The 24,663-nt window shown below is 61.5% G+C and carries 24 protein-coding genes; 10 read left to right on the plus strand and 14 right to left on the minus strand.

Going from position 1 to position 24,663, the window contains the following annotated elements; translation table 11 throughout:
• Positions 1 to 26: 26 nt before the first annotated feature.
• From MN188_RS00455 to MN188_RS00485, 7 genes are all read right to left on the minus strand, one after another.
• Positions 27 to 788: an amino acid ABC transporter ATP-binding protein gene (locus MN188_RS00455; RefSeq protein WP_275116065.1), complete on the minus strand. Its 762-nt coding sequence runs from the start codon at positions 786 to 788 to the stop codon at positions 27 to 29.
• 25 nt (positions 789 to 813) lie between these two features.
• On the minus strand, positions 814 to 1,779 hold the full coding sequence (locus tag MN188_RS00460; protein ID WP_242104825.1) for an amino acid ABC transporter permease: 966 nt from the start codon (positions 1,777 to 1,779) through the stop codon (positions 814 to 816).
• Between the two features lie 67 nt (positions 1,780 to 1,846).
• Entirely contained in the window at positions 1,847 to 2,674 is an 828-nt protein-coding gene (locus MN188_RS00465) for a transporter substrate-binding domain-containing protein (RefSeq protein WP_242104826.1), read from the minus strand.
• A gap of 84 nt (positions 2,675 to 2,758) precedes the next feature.
• Positions 2,759 to 4,063 (minus strand): NAD(P)/FAD-dependent oxidoreductase, encoded by a 1,305-nt coding sequence (locus MN188_RS00470; protein WP_242104827.1) that lies wholly within the window; start codon positions 4,061 to 4,063, stop codon positions 2,759 to 2,761.
• Positions 4,060 to 6,126 carry an oxidoreductase gene (locus MN188_RS00475; RefSeq protein WP_242104828.1) on the minus strand — a complete coding sequence of 689 codons (2,067 nt, stop codon included), beginning with the start codon at positions 6,124 to 6,126 and terminating at the stop codon, positions 4,060 to 4,062. The genes MN188_RS00470 and MN188_RS00475 overlap by 4 nt, the downstream gene beginning before the upstream one ends.
• A gap of 14 nt (positions 6,127 to 6,140) precedes the next feature.
• A complete protein-coding gene (locus tag MN188_RS00480) occupies positions 6,141 to 8,192 on the minus strand; it encodes an oxidoreductase (protein WP_242104829.1) in 2,052 nt (683 codons plus the stop codon).
• The gene (locus tag MN188_RS00485; RefSeq protein WP_242104830.1) at positions 8,189 to 8,884 is read right to left on the minus strand and encodes a TetR family transcriptional regulator C-terminal domain-containing protein; all 696 of its coding nucleotides are present in this window, start codon (positions 8,882 to 8,884) and stop codon (positions 8,189 to 8,191) included. Before MN188_RS00485 ends, MN188_RS00480 begins: the two co-directional genes overlap by 4 nt.
• 336 nt (positions 8,885 to 9,220) lie before the next feature.
• Between MN188_RS00485 and MN188_RS00490 the strand changes: the two genes are divergently transcribed.
• Positions 9,221 to 11,512, plus strand: coding sequence for a glycosyl hydrolase family 28-related protein (locus tag MN188_RS00490; RefSeq protein ID WP_242104831.1), 2,292 nt, complete (start codon positions 9,221 to 9,223; stop codon positions 11,510 to 11,512).
• Positions 11,513 to 11,592: 80 nt separating this feature from the next.
• Here the strand turns inward: MN188_RS00490 and MN188_RS00495 are convergent, their stop codons facing one another.
• Positions 11,593 to 11,739 (minus strand): hypothetical protein, encoded by a 147-nt coding sequence (locus tag MN188_RS00495; protein ID WP_242104832.1) that lies wholly within the window; start codon positions 11,737 to 11,739, stop codon positions 11,593 to 11,595.
• Between the two features lie 272 nt (positions 11,740 to 12,011).
• Here MN188_RS00495 and ppk2 point away from each other — a divergent pair, with 272 nt between their 5' ends.
• The 4 genes from ppk2 to MN188_RS00515 all read left to right on the plus strand — a co-directional run bounded on the left by ppk2 (position 12,012) and on the right by MN188_RS00515 (position 16,381).
• Positions 12,012 to 12,953 carry a polyphosphate kinase 2 gene (gene ppk2 / locus MN188_RS00500; protein ID WP_242104833.1) on the plus strand — a complete coding sequence of 314 codons (942 nt, stop codon included), beginning with the start codon at positions 12,012 to 12,014 and terminating at the stop codon, positions 12,951 to 12,953.
• A gap of 100 nt (positions 12,954 to 13,053) precedes the next feature.
• Positions 13,054 to 14,304, plus strand: a complete 1,251-nt coding sequence (locus MN188_RS00505; protein ID WP_242104834.1) for a lytic murein transglycosylase — start codon at positions 13,054 to 13,056, stop codon at positions 14,302 to 14,304.
• Positions 14,305 to 14,391: 87 nt separating this feature from the next.
• On the plus strand, positions 14,392 to 14,988 hold the full coding sequence (locus tag MN188_RS00510) for an SAM-dependent methyltransferase (protein WP_242104835.1): 597 nt from the start codon (positions 14,392 to 14,394) through the stop codon (positions 14,986 to 14,988).
• A gap of 40 nt (positions 14,989 to 15,028) precedes the next feature.
• A complete protein-coding gene (locus MN188_RS00515) occupies positions 15,029 to 16,381 on the plus strand; it encodes an MATE family efflux transporter (protein WP_242104836.1) in 1,353 nt (450 codons plus the stop codon).
• A gap of 200 nt (positions 16,382 to 16,581) precedes the next feature.
• On the opposite strand, the gene MN188_RS00520 is transcribed toward MN188_RS00515, so the two are convergent.
• The gene (locus MN188_RS00520) at positions 16,582 to 16,983 is read right to left on the minus strand and encodes a hypothetical protein (RefSeq protein ID WP_242104837.1); all 402 of its coding nucleotides are present in this window, start codon (positions 16,981 to 16,983) and stop codon (positions 16,582 to 16,584) included.
• A gap of 68 nt (positions 16,984 to 17,051) precedes the next feature.
• Complete coding sequence (locus MN188_RS00525; RefSeq protein WP_242104838.1) at positions 17,052 to 18,254, minus strand: pyridoxal phosphate-dependent aminotransferase; 1,203 nt, start codon at positions 18,252 to 18,254, stop codon at positions 17,052 to 17,054.
• A 78-nt stretch (positions 18,255 to 18,332) separates the two neighbouring features.
• On the opposite strand from MN188_RS00525, the gene MN188_RS00530 reads away from it, so the two are divergent.
• The 3 genes from MN188_RS00530 to MN188_RS00540 all read left to right on the plus strand — a co-directional run bounded on the left by MN188_RS00530 (position 18,333) and on the right by MN188_RS00540 (position 19,582).
• Entirely contained in the window at positions 18,333 to 18,725 is a 393-nt protein-coding gene (locus MN188_RS00530; RefSeq protein WP_242104839.1) for a helix-turn-helix domain-containing protein, read from the plus strand.
• Between the two features lie 44 nt (positions 18,726 to 18,769).
• Positions 18,770 to 18,991, plus strand: coding sequence for a succinate dehydrogenase assembly factor 2 (locus tag MN188_RS00535; RefSeq protein ID WP_242107310.1), 222 nt, complete (start codon positions 18,770 to 18,772; stop codon positions 18,989 to 18,991).
• A gap of 93 nt (positions 18,992 to 19,084) precedes the next feature.
• Positions 19,085 to 19,582, plus strand: coding sequence for a MarR family winged helix-turn-helix transcriptional regulator (locus MN188_RS00540; RefSeq protein WP_242104840.1), 498 nt, complete (start codon positions 19,085 to 19,087; stop codon positions 19,580 to 19,582).
• Here MN188_RS00540 and MN188_RS00545 read toward each other — a convergent pair.
• From MN188_RS00545 to MN188_RS00560, 4 genes are read right to left on the minus strand one after another with little or no spacing between them, the layout of a single operon-like run.
• Complete coding sequence (locus tag MN188_RS00545) at positions 19,576 to 20,325, minus strand: DUF1194 domain-containing protein (protein ID WP_242104841.1); 750 nt, start codon at positions 20,323 to 20,325, stop codon at positions 19,576 to 19,578. The two genes, MN188_RS00540 and MN188_RS00545, sit on opposite strands and share 7 nt — an antisense overlap.
• Entirely contained in the window at positions 20,292 to 20,720 is a 429-nt protein-coding gene (locus MN188_RS00550; protein ID WP_242104842.1) for a VOC family protein, read from the minus strand. The genes MN188_RS00545 and MN188_RS00550 overlap by 34 nt, the downstream gene beginning before the upstream one ends.
• A 56-nt stretch (positions 20,721 to 20,776) precedes the next feature.
• Positions 20,777 to 22,138: a tetratricopeptide repeat protein gene (locus tag MN188_RS00555; protein WP_242104843.1), complete on the minus strand. Its 1,362-nt coding sequence runs from the start codon at positions 22,136 to 22,138 to the stop codon at positions 20,777 to 20,779.
• Between the two features lie 10 nt (positions 22,139 to 22,148).
• Entirely contained in the window at positions 22,149 to 23,126 is a 978-nt protein-coding gene (locus MN188_RS00560; RefSeq protein WP_242104844.1) for a hypothetical protein, read from the minus strand.
• A gap of 233 nt (positions 23,127 to 23,359) precedes the next feature.
• Between MN188_RS00560 and MN188_RS00565 the strand changes: the two genes are divergently transcribed.
• Entirely contained in the window at positions 23,360 to 24,163 is an 804-nt protein-coding gene (locus MN188_RS00565; RefSeq protein WP_242104845.1) for a thymidylate synthase, read from the plus strand.
• Between the two features lies 1 nt (position 24,164).
• The gene (locus MN188_RS00570; RefSeq protein WP_242104846.1) at positions 24,165 to 24,647 is read left to right on the plus strand and encodes a dihydrofolate reductase; all 483 of its coding nucleotides are present in this window, start codon (positions 24,165 to 24,167) and stop codon (positions 24,645 to 24,647) included.
• The last annotated feature ends 16 nt before the right edge of the window (positions 24,648 to 24,663 follow it).

The following is a 24,663-nucleotide window of genomic DNA, read 5'->3' on the forward strand; positions in this document are numbered from 1 at the left end:
CGATCGATGACCGGCCTTTCCCGCCCCTAGGACAGGATTTGGTCCAGGAACTTCTTCGTCCGCTCGGACTCGGGATTTTTGAAGAACTCGACCGGCTCGCCGCTTTCGATAATCCGCCCTTCGTCCATGAAGACCACCCGGTCCGCCACCGCCTTGGCAAAGCCCATTTCGTGGGTGACGCAGACCATGGTCACACCCGTGCCTGCAAGGTCCTCCATCGTCTCCAACACCTCCGACACCATTTCCGGGTCAAGCGCCGAGGTCGGTTCGTCAAACAGCAGCACCTTGGGCTCCATGCACAGCGACCGGGCGATGGCGACGCGCTGCTGCTGCCCCCCTGACAGCTGCGAGGGGTACTTTTCGGCCTGTTCCGAGATTTTCACACGCTCAAGATAGCGGCGGGCGGTGTCCTCGGCCTCGGCCCTGGGCAATTTCTTCACCCACATCGGACCCGCGGTCAGGTTTTCCAGAACTGTCATGTGGGGAAACAAGTTGAAGTGTTGGAACACCATGCCGACCTCTTGCCGCACGATGTCGATGTTGCGCATGTCTTCGTGCAGTTCGATCCCGTCCACGTGGATCGTACCCTTCTGGTGCCCCTCAAGCCGGTTGATGCAGCGGATCATCGTCGATTTACCCGACCCGGAGGGGCCGCAGACGACGATTTTTTCGCCCAGGTGCACGGTCAGGTTGATGTCCTTCAGCGCATGAAAGTTCCCGTACCATTTGTGCATGTCGCGGATCGCGATGATTTCACTGCCGACCGCGTTGGTGTCTTCATGTGTCATGTCAGGCTCCTGCCCATGTGCTGCCTTAGCGTCGATGGTGTTTTTGGAAATAGGATTCGATCCGGCCCTGGACGATCTCGAAGACGATCGTCATGACCCAATAGATGATTGCCACGGTCAGCAGCATTTCCAGGTGGCGGAATTCGCGTTGGCCCAGGGTGCGGGCCAGGTACATCAGTTCCCAGACCCCCAGGACCGAGACAAGCGAGCTGTCCTTCAGCATCGCGATGAACTGGTTGCCCAGCGGCGGGACGATGATCGGCACAGCCTGCGGCAGGATCACCCGGCGCATGGTCAGGCCGAATTTGAAGCCGATCGAACGCGCGGCCTCCCACTGGCCTTTGTCGATGCTCATGATCCCGGCGCGGAAGATCTCGGTCATGTAGGCGCCATAGCACAGCGACAGCGCGATCACACCTGCGGGCACCGCGTCGACGAAGATGCCGAGCTGGGGCAGGCCGAGGTAGATCAGGTAGATCTGCACCAGGAGCGGCAGCCCCCGGAACATCGAGGTGTAGAAGCTGGCGATGGCGAAGGCGAAGCCGTTGCTGGAAAGCTTTGCGATCGCCCCGAAGATTGCCAGCACGGTCGCGATCGTGATCGAGATGGCCGAAACGTAAAGCGTGGTGAACACGCCCTGGGTCAACAGAAACGGCAGCTTTGTCAGAATGAAGGGAAAGTTCAGGTCAAACGCGAAAAAGAAAATGAGAAAACACATGAAAAGCTCGGCCCAGACCACAAAGATCTGCAGCCGGAGCCTCAGGCGGGAGATAAGCAAGATGTTGAGCGTGAACAGACCCGCAACAACAAGTGTGGCGATGCCTTGGGTGACAAGCCCGTGTTCCTCGGGTTGTGGCAGAAAGGGCAGGGCAAGCAACGTGTGGTGCAAGCCCACGAGGGCAAATACCACGCAGGAAACCGCGAAAATGATGGCGATCAGCACCGGTTGTTCTGACAGGCTTCGGTTCCTGACCGTATCCGCGTAGAGCATGTTGTCCCCTCTCCCCAAAGACAAGTTCCGGCGACCCGTTGGGTCGCCGGAACAAGGTGTTTACGACTTAGTTTGTGTTGGCAAAGTCGAAGTCGTACCACTTTTCAGAGAGCTCGGCCAAAGTGCCGTCTTCGCGAAGGGCTTCGACGATTTCACCGACTTTCGCGCTGAATTCTTCGTCGCCAAGATCCACGGCCACTGCCAGCGGTTCAAAGAACAGCGGCTCGCCCAGAACCCGGATCGGGTAGCCGTTCTTGATCGCGTCCAGGAAGTTCGGCAGGCTGCCGATCATCGCATTGATGCGAACGCCGTCACCCAACCGCAGTTCGTCAATCACGGGAATGTCGGTGCCATAGGTCTTGATCTCTCCCGGGTCGATTTCATAATCAAATTCCGGCACGCCGACCGCGTCAATCACCAGGTCATGACGCAGGTATTGTTCCCAGGTCGAGGCCGCGCTGACGCCGATGGTGCGACCATTCAGGTCGGAATGAGCCTGTGCATCGCTGTCGTTATGCACCGCGACCGAAGCCGGCACATAGTAGTAGATCGCCGGAAAGCTCAGCACTTCGGCGCGTTCCTTGGTCGGCGTCATGGAACCAACCGAGATATCCCAGCGGCCGGCCCAGTTACCTGCGGTGATCAGGCTCCAATCCGGGGTGACGAATGCGGCCTCGACGCCCAGCTTGGCGGCAATGGCGCGAGCGACGTCAACGTCGAACCCATCCATTTCGTTGTTTTCATCCAGAAAGCTCTGGGGTGGCCAGGCCGGGTCGGTTGAGATGCGCAGGACGCCGTCGGCCATCACCTTGTCCAACACGTCGCCTGCCTGTAGCGCCCCGGCGCTCATGGTTAGGGCGACCGCAACCGCGGCCAATTTTTTGAAAGTATTCATTTTTTCCTCCTCTGTATGAATTCAGCTTGGCATTTGGTTTTGCGAATTGCGAACCAAATCTGAGAATCCTCGGTTTTTTGGGAATCAACGCTCTTTGCGCCGATGCGCGAAATTTGATGCGGCGCAGATGGTGTCGGCAACGATTGCCCCTGCGAAGCTTCCATTCCAGCGCAGGCCATACGGGGCAAAAAGCTCGTGCCGCTTCCCGTTTTCGGCGATTGTTTCGGCCAGCACTTTGCCCAGGGCAGGACCCGTGTTCAGACCGTGGCCCCCCAGCGCAGTCGCGGTCCAGACTTCAGGCTGCACCTCTTGCAGATAGGGCATCTTGTGGCGCGCATATCCCATCAGCCCGGTCCACGCGACGTCGACCTCGACATCGGCGATCTGTGGGAAAACCTCGACCACGCGGGCTTTCATCATCTCAGTAAGGTTCTCAGGCTCTTTTGCCATCGCCGACATGCCACCACCCCACAAAAGCTCTCCGGTCGGGGTGACACGGAAATAGTCACAGCTGAGCCGTGTGTCAGCAACGGCGGCAGGGGTGGCCATGATGTCCCCGATGCGGTCACCCAGACCACGGGTGCTGATCACATAGGTCGCGATTGGCAAGACCGCGTGGTGCACCCTGCCAAACTCGTGCCCCCCATAGCCGCTGCCGCACAGCACCAGATGTCTGGCCTTTACTGTTCCGTTTTCCGTCTTCACGACCTTTTCCGTGCCGGACGTGTTCATCGCGGTCATGGAGGAGTTTTCAAAGACTTGCCCACCTGACGCCACAAGGTTTTCGGCAAGGCCAAGGCAATAGTTCAGCGGGTGGATATGATATCCGTCCGGGTCGTACATGCCGTCGAAATAGCGTTCGGATTTCACCAGCTCACGCATTTTGTCCGGGGGCAGATAGTCCAGGTTTTCGCCCAGGACATCGTTGGCCTCGCGCTGCCAGGCCTTCAAACCCTCGGTATCGGGGTGGCGCGAGGCAAGGATGACCCCGGCGATTGGATCGACTCCGGGAAGCGCCAGGTTACGGGTGTTGTCCAGAACAGCCCGGATGCCTTCGTGCGACAGGTCATGCAACGCGCGCGCGGCTTTTTGGCCCGATCGGGCGCGGATCGACCCGGTGGAGGCAGCAAACCCCGAGCTCAAAAGCCCGCCGTTGCGTCCGCTGGCGCCCCAGGCGATGCGTTTGGCCTCCAACAGCACAACGGATTTGCCGCGCTGCGCCAGTTCCCAGGCCGCGCTGACCCCGGCAATGCCACCCCCGACAACGCAGACGTCGGCCTCGACCAGACCCTTCAGCGGCGCGCGCGCGGGTTGTGCCTGACTGGTACGGGTGTAGTAGCTGTCGATGTAACCGGCCACATTTTCCGACGGCAGATTGGTCTGCGTCATGATCTGGGTTCCTCGTCGGAAAGACTGGTGCGTTCAAACCTGAGCGGCATGTCCGGGTCGACCGGATTGTCGAGCGTCCGGGCATAGCGGTGGCCGGCATAATTGGCGGTTGCGATGATTCCCGGCGCCTCGCAATCCCCAATCCGCGTCAGGCTGAAGGGCAGGGGCTCTGCGTGGGCCCGTGCCATCAACTCGTGGTACAATGCGTCGTTGGGTTGGCGTTGCGTGACCATGACCAGACCGGTCACGGAAAGCGGTCGTTTCCGGTCGGTATAGGCACAGGTCATCTGCGCGGTTTGCCCGTCGAAGGATGACAGGGCGTGAGAGACCAGGGGTTCCACCCCCATCTCCATCAACCGCGTGCGGGCGCGCCAACGCTCTTCGGTGTTTGAGGCCCAGGCTGAGATGGAATCAGAAGGTGTTGCCAGGGTCACCGGCAATCCTGCTGCGCGTAGCTTTTCGGCAATCACGCCGCCCAGGTAATAACCGTTTTCATCATACACCAGCGTCGCCCCGGTGGGCAGTTTGCCGACCATAATGTCATCTGCGGTCAACACGTCGACGTCGTCGGCGGCAACACTGACATAGTTTTCGCCATCAAATCGGTCGCGCCGCCAGCGCGCACCGGTTGCGATTGCGACGTGATCGGCGCCAAAGCCCAGCACGTCCTCGGCGTTCAATTCGCTGTCGCGGTAGATCTCGACATTGGCCATTTCGCCCAATTGCTGTTCACGGTAATTGCGCACGCGGGCGTATTCGCTGAGTCCGGGAAGCGCGCTTTCCAGTGTCACCCGCCCGCCCAGGACCTTGCGCGCCTCGGCAAGGGTTACGTGATACCCGCGCTGGCCAAGGGCGCGCGCGGCCTCCAGCCCGGCGGGGCCAGCGCCGACGATCAGGATTTTGCTGTCCGACCCTTTGGCCGCGATGTTTTCCGGGTGCCACCCTTTGCGCCATTCCTCACCCATCGTCGGGTTCTGTGTGCAGCGGATCGGCACGCCGGTGTTGTCGCCCGCATAGCAGACGTTGCAGCCAATGCATTCGCGGATCGCATCAACCTCACCGGTCTTGATCTTTTGCGGCAGAAATGGATCGGCGATCGAGGGCCGGGCGGCGCCGATAAAGTCGGTGATGCCGCGTTTGACCTGGCTCAGCATCGTATCGGGCGAGGTGAATCGCCCGACCGTGACCACCGGCTTGTTCGTCACCGATTTGACCCAGTTCATATAGGGTTCCAGCGGCGCCTCGCTTGCGAAGCGCGACACCCCCATTTCAAGGGAGTAATCCTGGATATTGATGTCCCAAAGATCGGGCAGGTCGCTGAGCATCTCGAACATCTCGCGCCGTTCACCCAGCACCGGTTGACCGTCCTCGCCGATGGTTTCATCGGCCGCAAATCGGACCGCAACCGCACAGGTGTCGCCCACCGCATCTTTGGTTTCCTCGATCAACTCGCGGATCAGCCGGATGCGGTTTTCCAATGACCCGCCGTATTCGTCGCTGCGGGAGTTGCGTTGCGGGTCGAGGAAGTGCGACAGTAGATATTCATGGGTTGCATAGACATAAACGATGTCGAACCCGGCCTTTTTGGCGCGGAGCGCCGCGTTGCGGTGCCAGCGGCGGAAATCGCGGATATCGGTCTTGTCCATTGCCCGTGTCTGGATTGGGTTGCCACCTTTTTCGGGAAAGCTTCCCAAGTCAATCGGCACCTCCCGCGTCAGGGCGTTGGCCACGCCCGATCCACCATGCCACAACTCCACCCCGGCCAACGCCCCGTGAGCGTGCACCTTGTCTGTCATCAGGCGGTGGGCGTGAATGTCGTGGTCGTCCCACAGCGCAGAGGAGACATAAGGCAGGTTGTCAGAATTGGGGTGGATCGAGCAATACTCGGTATTCACCACGCCCCAGCCACCCTCGGCTTTGACCCCGCGCATCTCGGCAACGGATTTGGGTCTCAACCAGCCCATGCCAGTGCAATGTGGCACCTGATAGAAACGGTTTGGGGCCGTCACCGGGCCGATTTTCACCGGTTCGAACAGGATGTCGTATCTTGGGTCACGCGGCATCGTCGGCTCCTTGGTCAGTCGTCGGCCAGGGCGGGCAGTTCGCGCCGGAACGGCACTCCGTCCGGGATCGGCTCGCCCAACTCACGGGCGAAGCGGTGGCCGGAATAAGTGGCGGCGGCAATTGTGCCTGGGGCCAGGCAATCGCCGATCCTGGTAAGCGATTTCGGCGCTTGCGCCATCGCCGAGAGGTCCGTGAACAGGTCGTCAATAGCGTCGCGCATGGTGACCAGAACCGCCGCGCCACAGGGCAGGCTCTGGCGTTTGTCGCTGTAAATGCAGGCCAGTTCAGCCATGTCTCCGGTGATTGCCAGCAGATTGTGCAGCGGCACAATGTTGACGCCCAGGTCGATCAGACGACTTTGAATGCGGCCCTGCTCCATGGTGTTGTGGGTCCAGTGCGACACATCCGCGGCGGGGGTGACATAGGTCACCTCGTGTCCTTCAAGACGCAGTTTCTCGGCCATGAGACCACCAATATAGTAATAATCGTCGTCAAACACGATCACCGGTCCACGGGGGATGGCCCCGGCGCTGATGTCGTCGGGCGTGAGCACCTGCGCGTCTGGAGCGGTCGGAATGCCATGCGGGTTTGACCGTCCTTTGCCCGAGGCGGACCATTTTGAGCCTGTTGCGATCACCACGTGGTCGGCCTCAAACTCCAGCACCTGCTCGGCGGTCAGCCTGCTTTGGCAATAGACGGCGACGTTGGCCATCTGGCTTATCTGATATTGCCGGTAATCCGCCACACGCCCCCATTCGGCCAGGCCGGGCAGGCGGCTTTCCACCGCCACGCGTCCCCCTGTTTCGGCCTCGGCCTCGGCCAGGGTCACCTGGTATCCACGCTGACCCAGGGCGCGCGCGGCCTCAAGTCCCGAGGGGCCACCACCAACTACCAGCACGCTTTCGACGGCCTTGGCCGGGGGGATGCGTTCCGGGTGCCAGCCCCGCCGCCATTCTTCGCCCATGGTTGGATTTTGCGTGCAGCGCAGTGGCGTGGCCAGGAAATCGCCGGTGACACACATGTTGCAGCCAATGCATTCGCGAATGTCTTCGATCCGGCCTTCGCTGATCTTGTTGGGCAGAAACGGGTCGGCAATCGACGGACGTGCCGCGCCGATCAGGTCGATCACGCCGTTCTTGACGAGGGATACCATCGCATCGGGCGAAGTGTAACGCCCGACCCCGACCACCGGTTTGCCGGTGGCCTGTTTCACGAAGGCAAGATGGCTGTCCTGATAGCCCTGAGGTTCAAACCGCGAGGTCGAGCTGTCAAACGGCCAATCGCCGACCTGCATGTCCCACAGGTCCACAAGGTCGGACATCATGTGGATCACGTCGCGGCCTTCTTCGTTGCACACAGGTCCGTTCGCACGCTCTTCCAGCAACAACCCCATACGGATTGCCACTGCTGATCGGTCGCCGACCGCGTCGCGCACGTCGCTCAGAACCTCGCGCAACAGGCGTGCGCGGTTTTCCAGCGATCCACCGTATTCATCGCCACGTTCGTTGTGCTGGCGCGACAGGAACTGGGTGAAGGTGGTCATCGAGTGGCCACAGTAGAGGTAGATGATATCAAACCCGACCTTTTTGCACCGCAGCGCCGCATCCACGTGCATCTTGCGCAGCGCCTTGATGTCGGTCTTGTCCATCGGGCGGACATGGATCGGGTCAAGCAAATCGACGGGACGCGCGCTTGGCCCGACCGGGATTTCCCGACTGTAGTGGTTCGAAGCCCCACCGCCCAAATGTGCCAGCTCGGCCCCGGCCAGCGCCCCGTGGGCATGCACCCCGTCCACCATCTTTTGCAGGATTGGCATGTCCTGATCGTCCCACAGCCGCGCCTCGGGGATCGGGCTCAGTTCGGACATATGCGAGACTTCCATCTCTTCCGTATTCACCACGCCCCAGCCGCCCTCAGCCTTGATCCGCCGCATCTCGGCCATCGAGGACGGGTAGCGGTAGCCCATGCCGTTGCAATGAGGCACCTGATAGAACCGGTTTGGCGCCGTTACCGGGCCGATTTTCACTGGTTCGAACAGGATGTCATATCGTGGGTCACGGGTCATGGCTTCGACCTTTTTCTGTTTGCTGCGTCAGGCGCTTGTGAATGCTTGAAATGGTCGGGAAAGTTCTGAGCAAGATAGGTCTCGACCCGCCGCATCGCGTCGTGGCGAGAGAATTTTCCGGGATACATCAGTATGTTGAGCCAGAAGCCATCGTATAGCCCCTCAAGGGTGAAGGCGATGTCTTCGGGATCGAGCCCCTCATACCCGCCGTCGGCAATGATCTGGCGACAAAGTGTCGTGGACAGCTCGCGGCGTTCACTATCGATCTTGTTGACGATATCGCGGTAATGGCTGCGCGATCCCGCTTCGCCGAAAAACCCGTACCAGGTCGCGATCTTCTTGCGACTGCAGATGTGCGGATGAAAATGCGATGCGGCGATGGCGCGCAACTTGGTTTGCGGGCTGAGGTCGGCTTTTTCATACCCGGCTTTCCAGTGTGCGTGGTGCTCTTCAGCAAGAAAACGCAGGGTTTCCTCAAGCAGCTTTTCCTTGGTCTCGAAGTAAAAGTTCGCCTGTCCGACCGACAGCCCGGCAAGACCGGTGATCCGGCCCATTGTGGTGCCCGATATCCCGTGTTTCCGGATGCAATCGATTGTCGCATCAATCAGCTGCTGCCGCCGCCGCACCCGGGTTGTGGTGCGCTTGCCGGTTGTGGATCCGGGTCCCTCGTGCAAAACGCTTTCTTTCGGCATTTTGATTAGAGGCCTCATAACATTGGAAATTACAGAATATTTCGAACGATCATTCGATTGAAGGTTAGGGCGGCATCAAATCCGAGTCAAGCCGCCCCCCCCAGTGACCGACGCCCCAGCGACACTTGGGGAGCCCTTCCCGGCTTGGCTATGCCGCCGCCCACCGTACGCCGGCCTTAACGCGCGTTAATCACCTTTTGATACCCCTTTCAGCGTTGTGGACCACGTGTCCGCCCCCCGTGCGACCGGCCGTCCATTCAGACGGCGCGGATGGTGTGCGCCATCTGCCGAACCCCGGGGGGGCATGCATGACTTTGTGACCTGAAAGGGAATTGAATGAACAAGGCAATTACCGAGGGGCTGGTCCTGATGCCGCCCCCCTTCGTCGATGGGCTGGACGTCTGGTCGAGCGAGAACGGAACTCTGGGCTCGGCGACCTATGACAATTCCGCCAACGCGGCCTTTGTGCCCACGGACCAGGATTTCGCCGGCTGTCTCGAGCTTTTGAAAACCCAGACCACGCAGAAACTGCGCTGGATGGGGCAGACGCCGCTTCTGCCGGGCTGTTACCTGCGCATCCGCACCAAGGTGAAGGCTCTGGCGGGGGCGTTGCCGTCGGTGCGCATCGCGGGCTATCCGATGCTGGCCAACGACACCCATGCCAGCGGCTATGTCGAGGTCGGCCCGACCAAGGTGATCGAGAATTACGGCGAGATTGTCGAGATCGAGGCGATCGTTGGCACCGGCGAGCGCGGCGGTGTGGACATGGTCTGGGGCCCCGATGTGGACTATGCCCATTTCGGTCTGGACCTGACCGGGTCGAACGGCGGTGTGGTCCGGGTCGAGGATTTCATCATTGAGGACATCACCGCGGCCTTCCTGCGTGACATGATGGACTGGGTCGATGTGCGCGATTTCGGCGCCAAGGGCGACGGTGTGACCGACGACAAGGCGGCGTTCGAGGCCGCAGATGATGCCGCCAACGGGCGCAGTGTTCTGGTCGGCGCGGGCACCTACAAGATCGGATCGAACCTGACGATCGACAACGCGATCCGGTTCGAGGGGACTGTCACGATGGCGGACAATGTGCGCCTGTCGCTGATCCGCAATTTCGACCTGCCGACCTATATCGACGCGTTCGGCGACGAGGTGCTGGCCTTCAAGAAGGCGTTCCAGGCGCTGTTGAACTATACCGACCATGACGCGCTGGACATGGGCGGACGCCGGATCGAGCTGGATCGCCCGATCGACATGCAGGGGGCGGTGGACAACCACAGCTCGTTCCTGATCCGCCGGGTGATCCGCAATGGTCAGTTCTATGCTATCGACAGCCCGCATTGGGACCCGGATGTGGTCAGCTCAACCGGCAGCTACAACGCCGCGAACCCGTATCAGATGACCAACGTGGCCAATATCGCCAACATCCAGCCCGGCAGCCTGGTCACCGGCAACGGCGTGGGGCGCGAGGTCTATGTGCAATACGTGAACGTCGGCGCGGGCAGCCTGACGTTGAGCCAGCCACTTTATGGCCCGGCAGCCAGCCAGAGCTATACTTTCACCCGGTTCAAATACATGCTGGATTTCAGTGGGTTCACCCAGATCAACCGGATGACGATCAGCAATGTGGAGTTCCAGAACAACGGGTCTTCCTCGACGCTTCTGCTGTCGCCCACGGGCGAGAACTTCATCGTGCAGGACTGCTTTGTCATCAAGCCCAGCCATCGTGGCATCACCAGCCCCGGGCGCGGCTGCCAGGATCTGCACATCGACCGGACCCAGTTCATTTCCGATGAACAAAGCACCCCGGCGACGGACCGGATCTCGGTCGCGTTCAACGTCAATGCCAATGACGCCAAGATCCGCGACAACCGGTTCCAGCGTATGGGGCTGACTGGGGTGATGCATGGCGAAAGCCACCTGATTGTCGGCAACCACTGGTTCCAGGGCGACGAAGTCACCGACGGTCCGCGCGTGGCCGGCATGGTGTTCACCTATGAAAACGTCTCGACCGTGATGATCGGCAATTACATCGACAATTGTTTTATCGAATGGACCAACGAACATGACGAGAACCCCGATTATGCGTCAGAGTTCAGCTTCGGCGGCCTGACCATCACCGGCAACGTGTTTCGCGCGATGGACGTGGCGTCGTGGTCCAATTTCCTTGTCATCAAACCCTATGGCGCCGGGCATTCGATCTCGGACCTGCACGTGAACAACAACACGTTCAAGTCGATCCAGGGCAACATCGACCGGATCGAGGCTGTGGATGACAGCATCGCGCCGCTGGATTACTGGCGCACGCGCAATGTCACCTTCGAGGGCAACACATTCGCGGGAGTCACCCAGCGCACGGTCAGCCCGGTGACGCTGGAGTTCGAGCAAAACACCGACGCAACCACCTGGACAATGGACCCCAGCGCCTATCTGCCGTTTGGCGGCAATGCGCGCACGGTTACCTCGGTTGTGGCCAAGGGAGACATCCTGAACGGGGTGGGGGACAAGGTGCATCAGCAGCCGTCGACGGTTCCAAATGCCGGGACGCAGTTCAAATACGTGCAACTGAAGTGGCCCGAGGCTGTGCGCGGCAAGGTGCTTGTCACGCTGCGGGTCGACAATCCGATTTGATTTACCCTGCGAAACAGCAAAACGCCCCGGCCTTTCGGCACGGGGCGTTTTCGAATGAATGTCGCGGTGTGCCGCTTGGCTCAGACCTCTTCGCCCGAGCGGACCAGCCAGCCGTTCGGTCCGGCGATGGTGTCGGGCAGGAACGCAATCATCGCTTCGCGCAGGGCGATTGTAGCCATCAGACTGATGAGGATCTGGTCGAAGCTGACGTTGGCGAAGAGCGACATGGCGTATCCTTTCAAATTCGTGTTGAACCTGATTTGCCCCTCGATTGGGGCGGGAACGTGGCACAGAAGGGGTAAAAAAACCGTGTTGATCCCGCGATGGGAACAATGGTCTGGGACGGGAGCGACTGTTCGTGGTTGACGTACAAGTAAGCTTAACGCGCCAAGGTGACCCTTCGGCACCTTACTGCCGGTGATTCTATTGATGCGGATCAAAGAATGCGGTGGTGGGATTCGTTAGAATGCTTCCAACATTCAGGACAGGAGAAATGTGCATGGTAGCTGCAACCCCCCGGAATACTCCGGCCAAGAAACCCGCCGCGAAACCTGCGGCTGCGAAGGCGCCTGCGCCGCAGTTCCCGCAGGTCAGCAAGGACAAGATCCGCCAGACCTTTGAAAACGGCAAGTATCCCTATTCGACCAAGCTGGGGCGCCGTGAATACGAACGACAAAAGGCCGAGCTTCAGGCCGAGCTTTTGAAGGTTCAGAAATGGGTCGGTGAGACCGGTCAGAAATTTGTTCTGCTGTTTGAAGGTCGCGACGCGGCCGGCAAGGGCGGCACGATCAAACGCTTCATGGAGCACCTGAACCCGCGTGAGGCGCGGGTGGTCGCGTTGAACAAGCCGACTGATGCCGAGCGCGGCCAGTGGTTCTTCCAGCGTTATATCTCGAACCTGCCGACGACGGGCGAAATGGTCTTCTATGACCGCTCCTGGTACAACCGTGCGGGCGTTGAGCGTGTGATGGGCTTTTGTAGCCCGAACGAGTACTTGGAATTCATGCGCCAGACGCCGGAATACGAACGCATGCTTACGCGCTCCGGCATCCGGCTTTACAAATACTGGTTCTCGGTCACCCGCGAAGAGCAGAAGCGCCGTTTTGACAGCCGTCAGGATGACCCGCTGAAGCGGTGGAAGCTGAGCCCGGTGGATATTGCGTCCCTGTCGAAATGGGATGACTACACCGAGGCGAAAGAGGCGATGTTCTTCTACACCGACACCGCTGATGCGCCCTGGACCATCGTGAAGTCGAACGACAAGAAACGCGCCCGTCTTGAAACGATGCGCCACTTCCTGTCGACGATCGATTACCCGGATAAGGACGAAACCATCGCCCATGCGCCTGATCCGCTGATCATTGGCCATGCCAGCCAGGTGATCCACGGGTCGGACCACATCCTGGGGGCAAGCCTGCACCCGGATCATCGCCGGGGTTGAGATCGGCAGATATGAGTTGAGAAGGGCGGTGCGACGGTGCCGCCCTTTTTCTATGCGGGTCACTGCGCTAGGCTGACAGGGTCAAGTAAGGGGTGTGGGCATGGTGATGACACGACGCGAATTGGTTGCGGGGCTGTCTGCCCTTGGTGTGGTCGGGTGTGACACCGGTGGTGTCGCCCCTGCGGTGCCAAAACCACCCCGCCCGGCGGACCCGCCGTTGGCCGCCGCGCCGAACGCGGGGTTCGATGCCTGGGTGGCGGGGTTCAAGGGCCGGGCGCGGGCGCGTGGCCTGTCAGGAGCGACGCTGACGCGCGCGTTCGCCAATGCGGGTTACCTTCCCGGTGTGGTCACCCGCGACCGCAGCCAGTTCCAGACCCGCCGCACGCTTGAGGATTACCTGGCCATCTCGGCCAGCGACGACCGCGTGGCGACGGGCCGCGCCGCGATGCGCAGACACGCGGCCACGCTGTCGCAGATCGAGGCGCGCTATGGCGTCGAGGCTAAGGTTCTGGGCGCGATCTGGGGGATGGAAAGCCGCTATGGCGCGCGGCGCGGGAATACGCCGGTGGTCTCGGCGCTGGCCACACTGGCCTATGCCGGACGGCGCGGTGCGTTTTTTGAAAGCCAGTTGATCGCCGCGCTGAAGATCCTTGAGCGTGGCGACATCACGCCCGAACGGATGACCGGAAGCTGGGCCGGCGCGATGGGGCACACCCAGTTCATTCCCACCACCTATCAGGCCTATGCGGTCGATTTCGACGGCGACGGGCGGCGCGATGTCTGGGGCGCGGACCCCACCGACGCGCTGGCCTCGGCGGCGCACTACCTAAAGAAATCCGGCTGGCGCACCGGGCGCCCCTGGGGGCTGGAAGTGCGCCTGCCCAACGGTTTTTCCGCCGCCACCGGGCGCAGCAACCGCCGCAATGTCGCGGCCTGGCATGCGCTGGGTCTGCGCGACATGGATGGCGGGCGTCTGCCAGATCATGGCGCGGCGGCGGTGTTGCGACTGGCGGGCGCCACAGGCCCGGCCTTCCTGGTGTTTCACAACTTCGACGTGCTGCTGCGCTACAACAATACGCAGAAGTATGGTCTGGCAGTGGGGCATCTGTCCGACCGGCTGGCCGGCGGAGGACCGGTGCGCGGGGAATTCGGCGTCGATGCCAATGGCATGACGCTGGTGCAGCGCAAGGAGTTGCAACGCCGTTTGAGTGCGAAGGGCTTTGACGCGGGCGACCCTGACGGTGTGATCGGCAAGGCCACTATCGCCGCAATCCGCGCCTATCAGGCCGCAAAGGGTATGGCGGTGGACGGCACCCCCACGCTGGCACTGCTGCGCCATTTGGGTGGATAGGCCCCAGTCCGATCGGGGCCCTTGTCCTTGGGCGCACGGCCCCTTAGCTGTCAGGTGAACACAGAGGTGCAGAACAGAGGGGCAGACATGTGGGACAAGCGGTTTCAAGGCGAAGAATATCTGTTCGGCACCGATCCGGCGACGTTTCTGGTTGATCAGGTCCGACACCTGACACCGGGCGCGCGCGCCTTGGCGGTGGCTGACGGCGAGGGGCGCAATTCCGTCTTTCTGGCCGAGCGCGGCCTAGAGGTACTCGCGATGGATGCCAGCCCCGTGGGGGTCGAGAAAGCCCGCAAGCTGGCGCAGGACCGCGGTGTCGAGGTCGATTTCCGCGTGGCCGACATAACGCAGTGGGATTGGGACGCCGAACAGCACGACCTGATCGTCGCGGTGTTCATCCAGTTCATGGGCCCCGCGCTGCGCGACGCGGTGTTTGCCGGCATGAAACGCGCGTTAAGGCCTGGCGGCACGCTTTTGCTGCACGGCTATACGCCCGAACAGCTGGGCCATGGCACCGGCGGGCCGGGGCAGGTCGAAAATCTTTATACCGAGGCGCTTCTGGCTGACGCCTTCGCTGATTTCCGGATCGAACGGCTCACCGCCTATGAACGGCATATGGACGAGGGCCGGGGGCATTCGGGCCTGTCGGCCCTGATCGACCTGGTGGCGCACAAACCGGTTTGAACGCTGGACGCCGCAGAGCGCGTGGCCTATCGGTTATGGGATGCGCCAGGACCTGACATATCGCGGACATTTGAAGGCGGCCCTGGCCTTGGGCCTGCCCCTGATCGGCAGCCATCTGGCGCAGTTCATGGTGCATGTCGTCGATACGCTGATGTTGGGCTGGTACGGGGTGCAGGAGCTGGCGGCGGTGACGCTGGCGGGCACGTTCTTTTTCATCCTCTTCATCATGGGATCAGGCTTTGCCTGGGCGGTGATGCCGATGGTCGCCGCGGCCAGCGAGGCCGGGGACGACACCCGCGTGCGGCGTGTGACGCGCATGGGGATGTGGATTTCCGTGGGCGTGGGCATCGCGGTGTTCCCGCTCCTGTTCTTCTCGGCCCCGATCCTGACCGCAATGGGACAGGACCCCGAGCTGTCGGAGATCGCGCAACAGTATTTGCGCATCGCGGGCTGGGGGCTGTTCCCGGCGCTCATCGTGATGGTGCTGAAAAGCTACCTTGCGGCGCTGGAGCGTGCGCGGGTGGTGTTGTGGACCACGCTGGTGGCCGCGCTGTTGAATGGCGTTCTGAACTATGCGCTGATCTTCGGCCATTGGGGTGCACCGGAGCTGGGCGTGCGCGGCGCGGCGATCGCCTCGGTCGTCCTGCAGCTGGTCAGCATGGTTGCGCTGGCGATCTATGCGGTGCGCGTGCTGCCGCAACACGGGCTGTTTACCCGCATCTGGCGCCCGGATTGGGAAGCGCTGGGCGAAGTCGCGCGCATGGGCGCGCAAATCGGCCTGACCTCGCTGGCCGAGGCGGGGCTGTTTTCCGCCTCGACGGTAATCATGGGCTGGATCGGCACGCTGGAGCTCGCGGCCCATGGCATTGCGATCCAGATCGTATCGCTGTTTTTCATGGTGCATGTGGGCCTGTCCAACGCGGCCACCGTGCGCGCGGGGCGCGCGCTGGGGCGGGGCGATGAGCTTGGGCTCAGGCGCGGGGCAGGGACAATCATCGCGCTGTCACTGGTCTTTGCCCTGGTGGCGGTGGTGTTGTTCCTGGCGATACCCGGCCCGATGATGGGGGTGTTCCTGGACCCAGATGAACCCCTGCGCGACGCAATCCTGACCGTGGGCGCGAGCCTTCTGGCGGTGGCGGCGCTGTTCCAGTTTGCCGATGCAGCACAGGTGATGGCGCTGGGCCTGTTGCGCGGGGTGCAGGACACGCGCGTGCCGATGGTGATTGCCGCGGTCAGCTATTGGATCGTTGGCGTGCCCCTGTCCTATGCGATGGGCATCACCTGGGGCTGGGGTGGTGTGGGTGTCTGGATGGGACTGGTGATGGGGCTGCTGCTGGCCGGCATCCTGATGATGACCCGGTTCTGGCGCAAATCGTCCCGGATCGCAGGCTGACCCTTTGCCCCCGGGCAACGCCCACCCACCCACCCCGTTGCCCGGGGCAAAGGGTCATGGCGGCACAATCGTGGCGTTTCATCTTTCCTGGAATATCCCCGCCGGAGGCCTGAAATCCCGCCGCGCAGCGGCGCCCGGCCCAACAAGAGGCAACCTGCCGAAGGCAGGCAACGATTGGCGGGAGTGCCCCGTCCGCGGGGTCAGCCCTTCATCAGCCGATCTGCCTTCTTGCGCACCAGAACGCTGCGCAGGTCGTGCATGGCCAGAAGCAACGCGTCGGTGACCGTTTCCAAATCCTCGTCCAAGGCGCGCGATTGTGCCCAATGCGTGGTCAGGTTCAGGTGATCCACCGTGCGCAGGATGTCATCGATATCGCGCGCGGCCAGCACCGCGCGGCGGTCCTCCATCCAACCCAATATCGCGGTCTTGTCCGCTTCGGACAGGATGCGGTCGCCATGCGGCTTCACCTCGCCGTTCTTGATGTTCACCACCGCGATCTGGTCCATGTCGATGCGACGCTGGCGGTTCTCGGTGTCCACGCGGAACACGAAGGCGCCGTTTTCGCGAACGCGGAAGTAATATTCGGGAAGGTCGGTGCTCATCAGGCAGGCCCGTTCTGGAAGCGCAGTGTTTGCCCGACCCTAACAGGGCCGGGCTGTTCAGGCCAGCCTCAGCTCAAAGTTGTGCAGAAATCCTGGATGCGTGTGCAGGCTTCCTTGAGGGCATTGTCCGAGGTTGCATAGCTGACCCTGAAGTTCGGGCTGAGTCCGAAGGCCGAGCCGAACACAACGGCCACGCCCTTTTCCTCCAGCAGCGCCTTGGCGAAGGTCTCATCATTGTCGATCACAACACCCCCCGCGCTGGTCTTGCCGATGCAGCCCTGGATTGACGGATAGACATAAAACGCCCCGTCCGGCACCGGGCATTCCAGACCCTCGGCGGCGTTCAGCATGTCCACGACCAGGTCACGGCGGCGCACGAACATCTCGTTGTTCGACGCGATGAAATCCTGCGGCCCGTTCAGGGCCTCAACCGCCGCCCATTGGCTGACCGAACAGGGGTTCGAGGTCGATTGCGACTGGATCTTGCGCATTGCCGAGATCAGCTCGACCGGCCCGCCAGCATAGCCGATGCGCCAGCCGGTCATTGCATAGGCCTTGGACACGCCATTGCAGGTGAGGGTCCGGTCATACAGGCCCGGCTCCACCTGCGCCGGGGTGCAGAATTCAAAATCGTCATAGGCCAGGTGTTCGTACATGTCGTCGGTCATCACCCAGACATGCGGGTGGCGCATCAGCACATCCGTCAGCGCCTTGAGCTGATCGCGGCTATAGCCTGCGCCAGTCGGGTTCGAGGGCGAATTGAAGATCAGCCACTTGGTCTTGGGCGTGATCGCCGCCTCCAGCTGCTCCGGCGTCATGCGAAACCCGGTCTCCAGCGGGCATTCGACCACCACAGGTTCGCCGCCGGCCAGCAGCACCATGTCCGGGTAGCTGACCCAGTAAGGCGCGGGGATGATCACCTCGTCCCCCGGGTTCAGCGTGGCCATCAGGGCGTTATACAGAATCTGTTTGCCGCCGGTGCCGACCGAAATCTGGTTGGGCGCATAGCTCAGCCCGTTTTCGCGCGTGAACTTGTCACAGATCGCCTGTTTCAGCTCGGGCATCCCGTCGGGCGCGGTGTATTTCGTCTTGCCCGCATCAATCGCCGCCTTGCCCGCGTCCTTGATGTTTTGCGGCGTGTCAAAGTCCGGCTCCCCCGCGCCCAGGCCAATCACATCACGCCCGGCTGCTTTCAGCTCGGCCGCCAGGGTCGAAACGGCGATCGTCGGCGATGGTTTCACACGCTCAAGTGTCGCAGATAGGAAAGTCATGGTTCGCCCCTGTTTGTAACTGTGTCATGAAAGTTCTAGGGTGCGCCGCGAAGGCGATCAAGCAGGATTGGAAGCGATATGGACGACGACGGCTGGTATTCCAACGACACGGCAACTTTTGGCGACCGGGTGGCCGGGGCGCGCGAGGCCGAGGGGATGAGCCAGGAGGCATTGGCGCGCCGTCTGGGGGTAAAGCTCAAGACCGTGAAGGGCTGGGAGGACGACCTGGCCGAACCCCGCGCCAACAAGCTTCAGATGCTGTCGGGCGTGCTGGGCGTGTCGCTGATGTGGCTGTTGACCGGCGAAGGGGACGGCGTCGACGAACCCGAAGAGGTCCGGGCTCTGACGCCTGAGGTCAAGGACATCCTGCTGGAGGTGCGCAGTCTGAAGACCCAGATCACGGCCAGTGCCGACAAGCTGGGGCGCCTGGAGAAGGCCCTGCGTAAAACTCTTGAGAGGGGCGCGCTGTGAGTGCTGGGTCCGAAACCCACGAACACCGCCTGAAACGCCTGGCGATGCGCTCGATGCGGCGTGGGATCAAGGAAATGGATATTATCCTGTCGGCCTACGGTGACGCGCACCTTGCGGCGATGGATGACGCGGGGCTCACGCTTTACGATGCGCTTCTGAACGAAAATGATCAGGATCTGTATCAATGGGTCACGGGCCAGATTGGCGCGCCGGACCGTTTTGCCGCGCTGATCGAGGACATCGCGCAGCACGCTGGCGCGCGCTGACCGGAAAACTTTTCTACAATTTCCGGTCGCATTTAACTGAATGTTCTGATTCCTCCCCCAATGTCCCTTGCACGGATAAAGGCGGAGAAACGAATGAGTATGCATTCCCCTATCGGGCAGATCGCGAACAAGGGGTTCGTGGGGCAGTATCTTGATGCCCTGGCCCTGGTCGAACGATTGCACCGGCTGCTGCTGGATGTGATCAAGGATGAGTTCGAGCGGGTTGGCGTGTTGGAGATCAATGCCGTTCAGGCGCTGCTCCTGTTCAACATCGGCGAGAACGAAGTGACGGCGGGTGAATTGAAATCGCGCGGCTACTACCAGGGTTCGAACGTCAGCTACAACCTCAAGAAACTGGTCGAGATGGGCTATATGCACCATCAACGCTGCGAGATTGATCGTCGGTCAGTCCGGGTGCGCCTGACCGAAAAAGGGCGTGGTATTCGCGACGTGGTGGCGGGGCTGTTCGAACGCCACGCTGAAGGGCTGCAAGGCAAGGGTGTCTTGGGGCCAGAGGGGATTGAAGAGATCAACTCCTCCCTGAAACGTGTCGAACGCTATTGGACCGACCAGATCCGTTATATTTACTGAGCGTCGGGCAGGGTCTGAGACAGGGCCATGCCTTCGACCTCACGCAGAAGTTTGCGGATCATCGCGGCCTGGTAATCTGCGAAATCCTCGGCCACTTCGACAAAGGCGGCAGGGCCGCGGATGACGAGGCTGCGGAAATAGGTCTCAAGATCGCCGATCTCACCCGTGCGCACGCCGCCGCCTGGGGTGTCCGAGCCGATCACCAGCGCGTTCACCGTGATCCCGGCCAGAACCGGCTGATCGGCCACGTCCTGTGGACGCGGGCCGGTGTTCGATTTGCCGTCCCCAGAAATGTCCAGCGTGCGCTTCCAGCAATCAGGCTGCTGTGCCAGTTTTTGCGCGCCCCAGATTATCGCGGTGCCCAAAGCGGTCGACGGGTTCGCAGGTGTGCGCGTTGTGCCGCGCAGGGTTGCGGTCAGCTGGGCCAGCGTCGCGCTGTCAGGCACTGGCGTCCAGTCCAGCAACAGCCGCTGATCACGCGGGCCGCTCCATTCAAAGACCATGACCCGCACAGGGGTGCCGGGCATCGCCAGGATCGCGCTGGCCACGTCTGGGTGGTCCAGCGCTGCGGCCAGCCCGTCCAGTTGCAGCCGGTATTCGCGTTCGTTCACCGAGCCCGACACGTCCAGCCCCAGCGCCAGCGCCTGGCGGCAGGGATCTGCCAGCGCGGCGCCAACCACGCCACAGGTCAACGCAAGCGCTGCGGCGCCTACCAGTGCCCGGTATTTTCCATGCTGGCCCATGGCTCTATTGGCTCCTTCGCCTCGCCTGCCTGCAAAAGCTCGACCGAGATGTTGTCCGGCGAACGCACAAAGGCCATGCGCCCGTCGCGCGGCGGGCGGTTGATCACAACACCATTGTCCTGCAAATGCTGGCACATGGCATAAATGTCTTCGACCTCATAGGCGAGGTGGCCGAAATGACGACTGTCCGACGGCAACCCGTCGTCACCATCCCAGTTATATGTCAACTCCACCGGGCAATCGGGCTGCCCGGGCGGCGCCATGAAGATCAGCGAAAACCGCCCGGCCTCATAGTCGCTGTGTCGGGTTTTTTCGAGCCCCAACAGCTCGAAGAACCGGATCGTGGCGTCCAGGTCTTTCACCCGAACCATCGTGTGCAGATATCGGACTTGCATAGGTCTCTCCCGTGGTTTGCCATCACCCTATCAGAGGGCGCGCGGAGGAAAAGGGGTTAGAAGCTGGAGCGAAACCCGAGGGCCAGGCTGTTGGTCTGACTGGTGTAGAGCGACACGTTCGAGCGGATGCGAGTGTGATCGAGCGTCAGCACCGGCGAGAACCCGAAGTATTCCACCTGGGTCAATGTCATGTCGGCGCGCAGCGACACGCTGGTGTCCTTGCGCCCGACCGAAGTGTAGCGCGACACGTCATAGGACTTGTGCCCCATTTCGACCCCAACGGTCACGCGAGTGCCCAGGATCGGCTTGCCCAACAGGTAATCGGCGCCAAAGCTTGCCTGGCGGTATTCGCTGAAGACATCATTTGACAGCGCGGCGCGCAGGCCCAGGTTCAGGCGAATGGCATTGCCGTTGCCGGTAGGATGCAGAAGCTCCAGCCCCAGATCACCGACCGCGACGGCGGGAGTTGCGGCCGAGGCTGTGTCTTGTAGGTCGGCGCGGGCGGACAGGGTCAGGCGGTCTTTTTGGGCGACCGGCAGGCGCAGATCAACCCCCGCGCTGACAAAGTCGGACAGCCGCACACCGCCATACCAGTTCCGTCCGATACTGGCCGAAAACGAGAGCTTGCGCCCGCGTTTTTGCAACGCGCGGTCATGGTGAAATGTCAGTGCGACGGATTGGTAATCATAGGCCCCGGGGGGTACATCCGGGGCGGCGGCGCGGGCGCTGTCGGACAGCCACGTCTCGCGCGCATAGGCTTGAAGCCCGACCCGGCTTTGTGATCGTGCGGTTTCGGCGATGCGAAATGACAGGTCGACCGCGCCATGAACCTGGTATCCGGACAGGGCCTGGGCATCCGGTGACAGATCGAATGGCAGGCCGAACAGGGTGATTGTATCCTCGACGCTGCCCCCGTTGACGTTCGAGCTGGGGCTGGCCCCGAAATCGACTTCAAATCGCCAAGGGTTGCGCGCGCGAACATAGTTGAAATCGCGGCGCACCAGCGCACGTTCGCCGTCGCTGCGCGCGTTCTGGGCGGCGCGGCGGAGCCAGATCTGTGCCAGGGTCTGGTTTCCGCCCGAGGCGGTGGCCTGCGCCATGAGAAGCGCGACGGGAAACCTTTGTGCGGGCGTTTCGGCCAGCGCCCAGGCGCGTTTTGCCGCCACGCGGGCGTCGTCATTGCGCCCCATGTCCCGCAGGGCACGCGACATCAGAAGAAGTGCGCCCAGATTGTCAGGGTTCTGGGCCAGGACGGCCTGGGTCAGGGTCAAGGCCGCGCGGGGTTGATGTCCGGCGACGGCGCGCGCGGCCTCTTCGACCATCTGGGTCGGGGTCAGAATGATGATCTCCGCACGCGCACCTGTGCCGGCACCGGTGGCCAAACAAAGGGCGAGGGCAAGGGCATGAACCCAGCGCATCGGGCGGTCCTTATCGATAAAGGATGAAACCGCCGGTTTCGCGGAAGATGACGCCATCAGCGCGCGGGTCTTCCCCGGTCACAACGATGATCCCGGCGACTTCCATGTCAGCACCTGAGCCTGCAAGAACGGCGTAGTAGCTGCCTTCTTCATAGGTTTCCAGCGCACCGCCCAGGTTCACAAAGGCCGACGAGGCCGACCCGGTGATTTCACCGTTGGCGTCAATGGCGTCAGCCGTGACGGTCAGGTGCAGGGTGGGCAAAGATGCCACCCCCAACGCTGCCGTGACAGAATTCGTAACATCGACTCCATCCACGTTAAAGATAGCCCGGTTGCTTACCGTGCCCCTGACCGCATCGCCCGAATTGAAGTCGGAAAAGTCGATGGCCAAGTCCATGTCGCCAGTTGTGTATTCAAGCCCACCCTGGTTTTGGAAGTCACGAATACCGGCATAGGCGCCGGTGAAGCCTGCTTCGCCCTGGTCTGGAAGAACCACGCCGTCCGACCGCTTGTACATGAAGCCGCCGAAGCCAAAGCCGACATAGGCGCCGGTCCGCACGATCGCGAATTCCGTCACCGGCTCACCATCGCCATTCACATTGGTGCTGACACCGTAAAGGGCTTTGTGCGGCAACTGGTTGATCGGGGTGCCGGTCACATCGTCATTGTACACTTCGGCGTTTTCATAAACCCGGAACGGTCCAAGGCTCGGCACGACATCGTCGCGTGCATAGACGTTGTCGGCATCAAAGGGCAGGTTGTCGACCGAGAACGTATCGGCGCCGGCGTTGTAGGTGATCGACTCGGCATACCCGCTGCCGTTGTCATCGCGCGCTTCATAGCGCTCAACGTCCGAGTTCGAGGTGGGATTAAGGGTGCCCGGCGGAAGATCAGGGTTTTCCTGAGGGGGCGGACTGGTAAGCGGGTTGGTGTCGCCACAGGCGACCAGACCGAGGGCAAGAAGCCCGATGCCGAAAAAACGTTTCATGATGTTCTGCCTCATCAGTTTTTCTTTTTAGATTTGTTTTGCGCAATCAATCCATTGCCTGCGGTTTCTGTCAATGTTTCAAGGCCACGCGACGCTTTTTCGCGGGGGGTGTTGTTCTTTGGCTGCTACGCCATGTAGAGGCCCGGGTGGGAGTGGGTGCTATATATGGTGGTCATCGCCCCATTTCATGGGCTACACAGTGGCAGAGATTCCACCGACAAGCGGAGAAGCCCGTGCAGCAATATCACGACGCCTTGAGGACCATTCTGGACAAGGGCGAGGTCTCGACCGACCGGACCGGCACCGGCACGGTCTCATATTTCGGGCTACAGGCGCGCTATCCGCTGGCCGATGGCTTTCCGATGGTGACGACGAAAAAGCTGCACGTGCGCTCGATCTTTCATGAACTTTTGTGGTTCCTGTCCGGGGACACGAACATCAAGTATCTGAAGGACAACGGCGTTTCGATCTGGGATGAATGGGCGGACGAAAACGGTGACCTGGGGCCGGTCTATGGCCATCAATGGCGCCGCTTTCCCAAGGTCGGGCCGGACGGGATCGGTCATGTCGATCAGATTGCCGAACTGGTTGAGAACATTCGCAAAACCCCGGACAGCCGCCGGTTGATCGTGTCGGCCTGGAACCCCGGTGATGTGCCCGACATGGCGCTGCCGCCGTGTCACACGTTGTGGCAGGTGCGCATTCTGAACGGCAAACTGCATTTGCAATTGTATCAACGCTCGGCGGACATGTTTTTGGGCGTGCCGTTCAACATCGCATCGTACGCGTTGTTGCAGCATATGCTGGCCCATGTGACGGGCTATGAGGTGGGCGATTTCGTCCATGCGATTGGCGATGCACATATCTATTCGAACCACATGGAGCAGGTTGATGTGCAGCTGTCGCGCAGGCCCAAAGCGCTGCCAACCCTGACGATCAACCGGAATGTCAGCTCGATCTTCGATTTCAAATACGAGGATTTCGAGATCACCGGCTATGACCCGGACCCGGCGATTTCCGCGCCGGTGGCGGTGTGACATGCTGACCCTGATCGTTGCGCGCGACCGCAATGGCGCCATTGGCAAGGACAACGACATTCCCTGGCACGCGCCCGAGGACCTGGCGTTCTTCAAGCGTGAAACCCTGGGCGGTGCCATCATCATGGGCCGCAACACCTGGGACAGCCTGCCGTTCAAGCCTTTGAAAGATCGTCTGAATTTGGTCGTGTCCACGCGCGGGGTTGCGGCCGAGCACGTGTTCCCGTCACTTCCCGAGGCGATCCATGCGGCGCAGGGCATGGGCTATCAGCGGCTTTATGGTATTGGCGGGGCGCGGGTTTACGGCGAGCTGTTGCCGATCGCCGACCGGCTGTTGATCACCGAGGTCGATCTTGAGGTCGAGGGGGCCGACACCTTCTTCCCGATTGTGCCGGAGCAGGCGTGGGAGATCACCGGGCGCAGCCTTTTGCGCGCCGCAGATCCGCGCTGCGAAGTGGTGGAATACCAACGCCGCCGGGCCTGAGCCCACACGGCGATCC

The organism is Aliiroseovarius subalbicans (assembly GCF_022678625.1).
GTDB classification, from domain to species: domain Bacteria; phylum Pseudomonadota; class Alphaproteobacteria; order Rhodobacterales; family Rhodobacteraceae; genus Aliiroseovarius_A; species Aliiroseovarius_A subalbicans.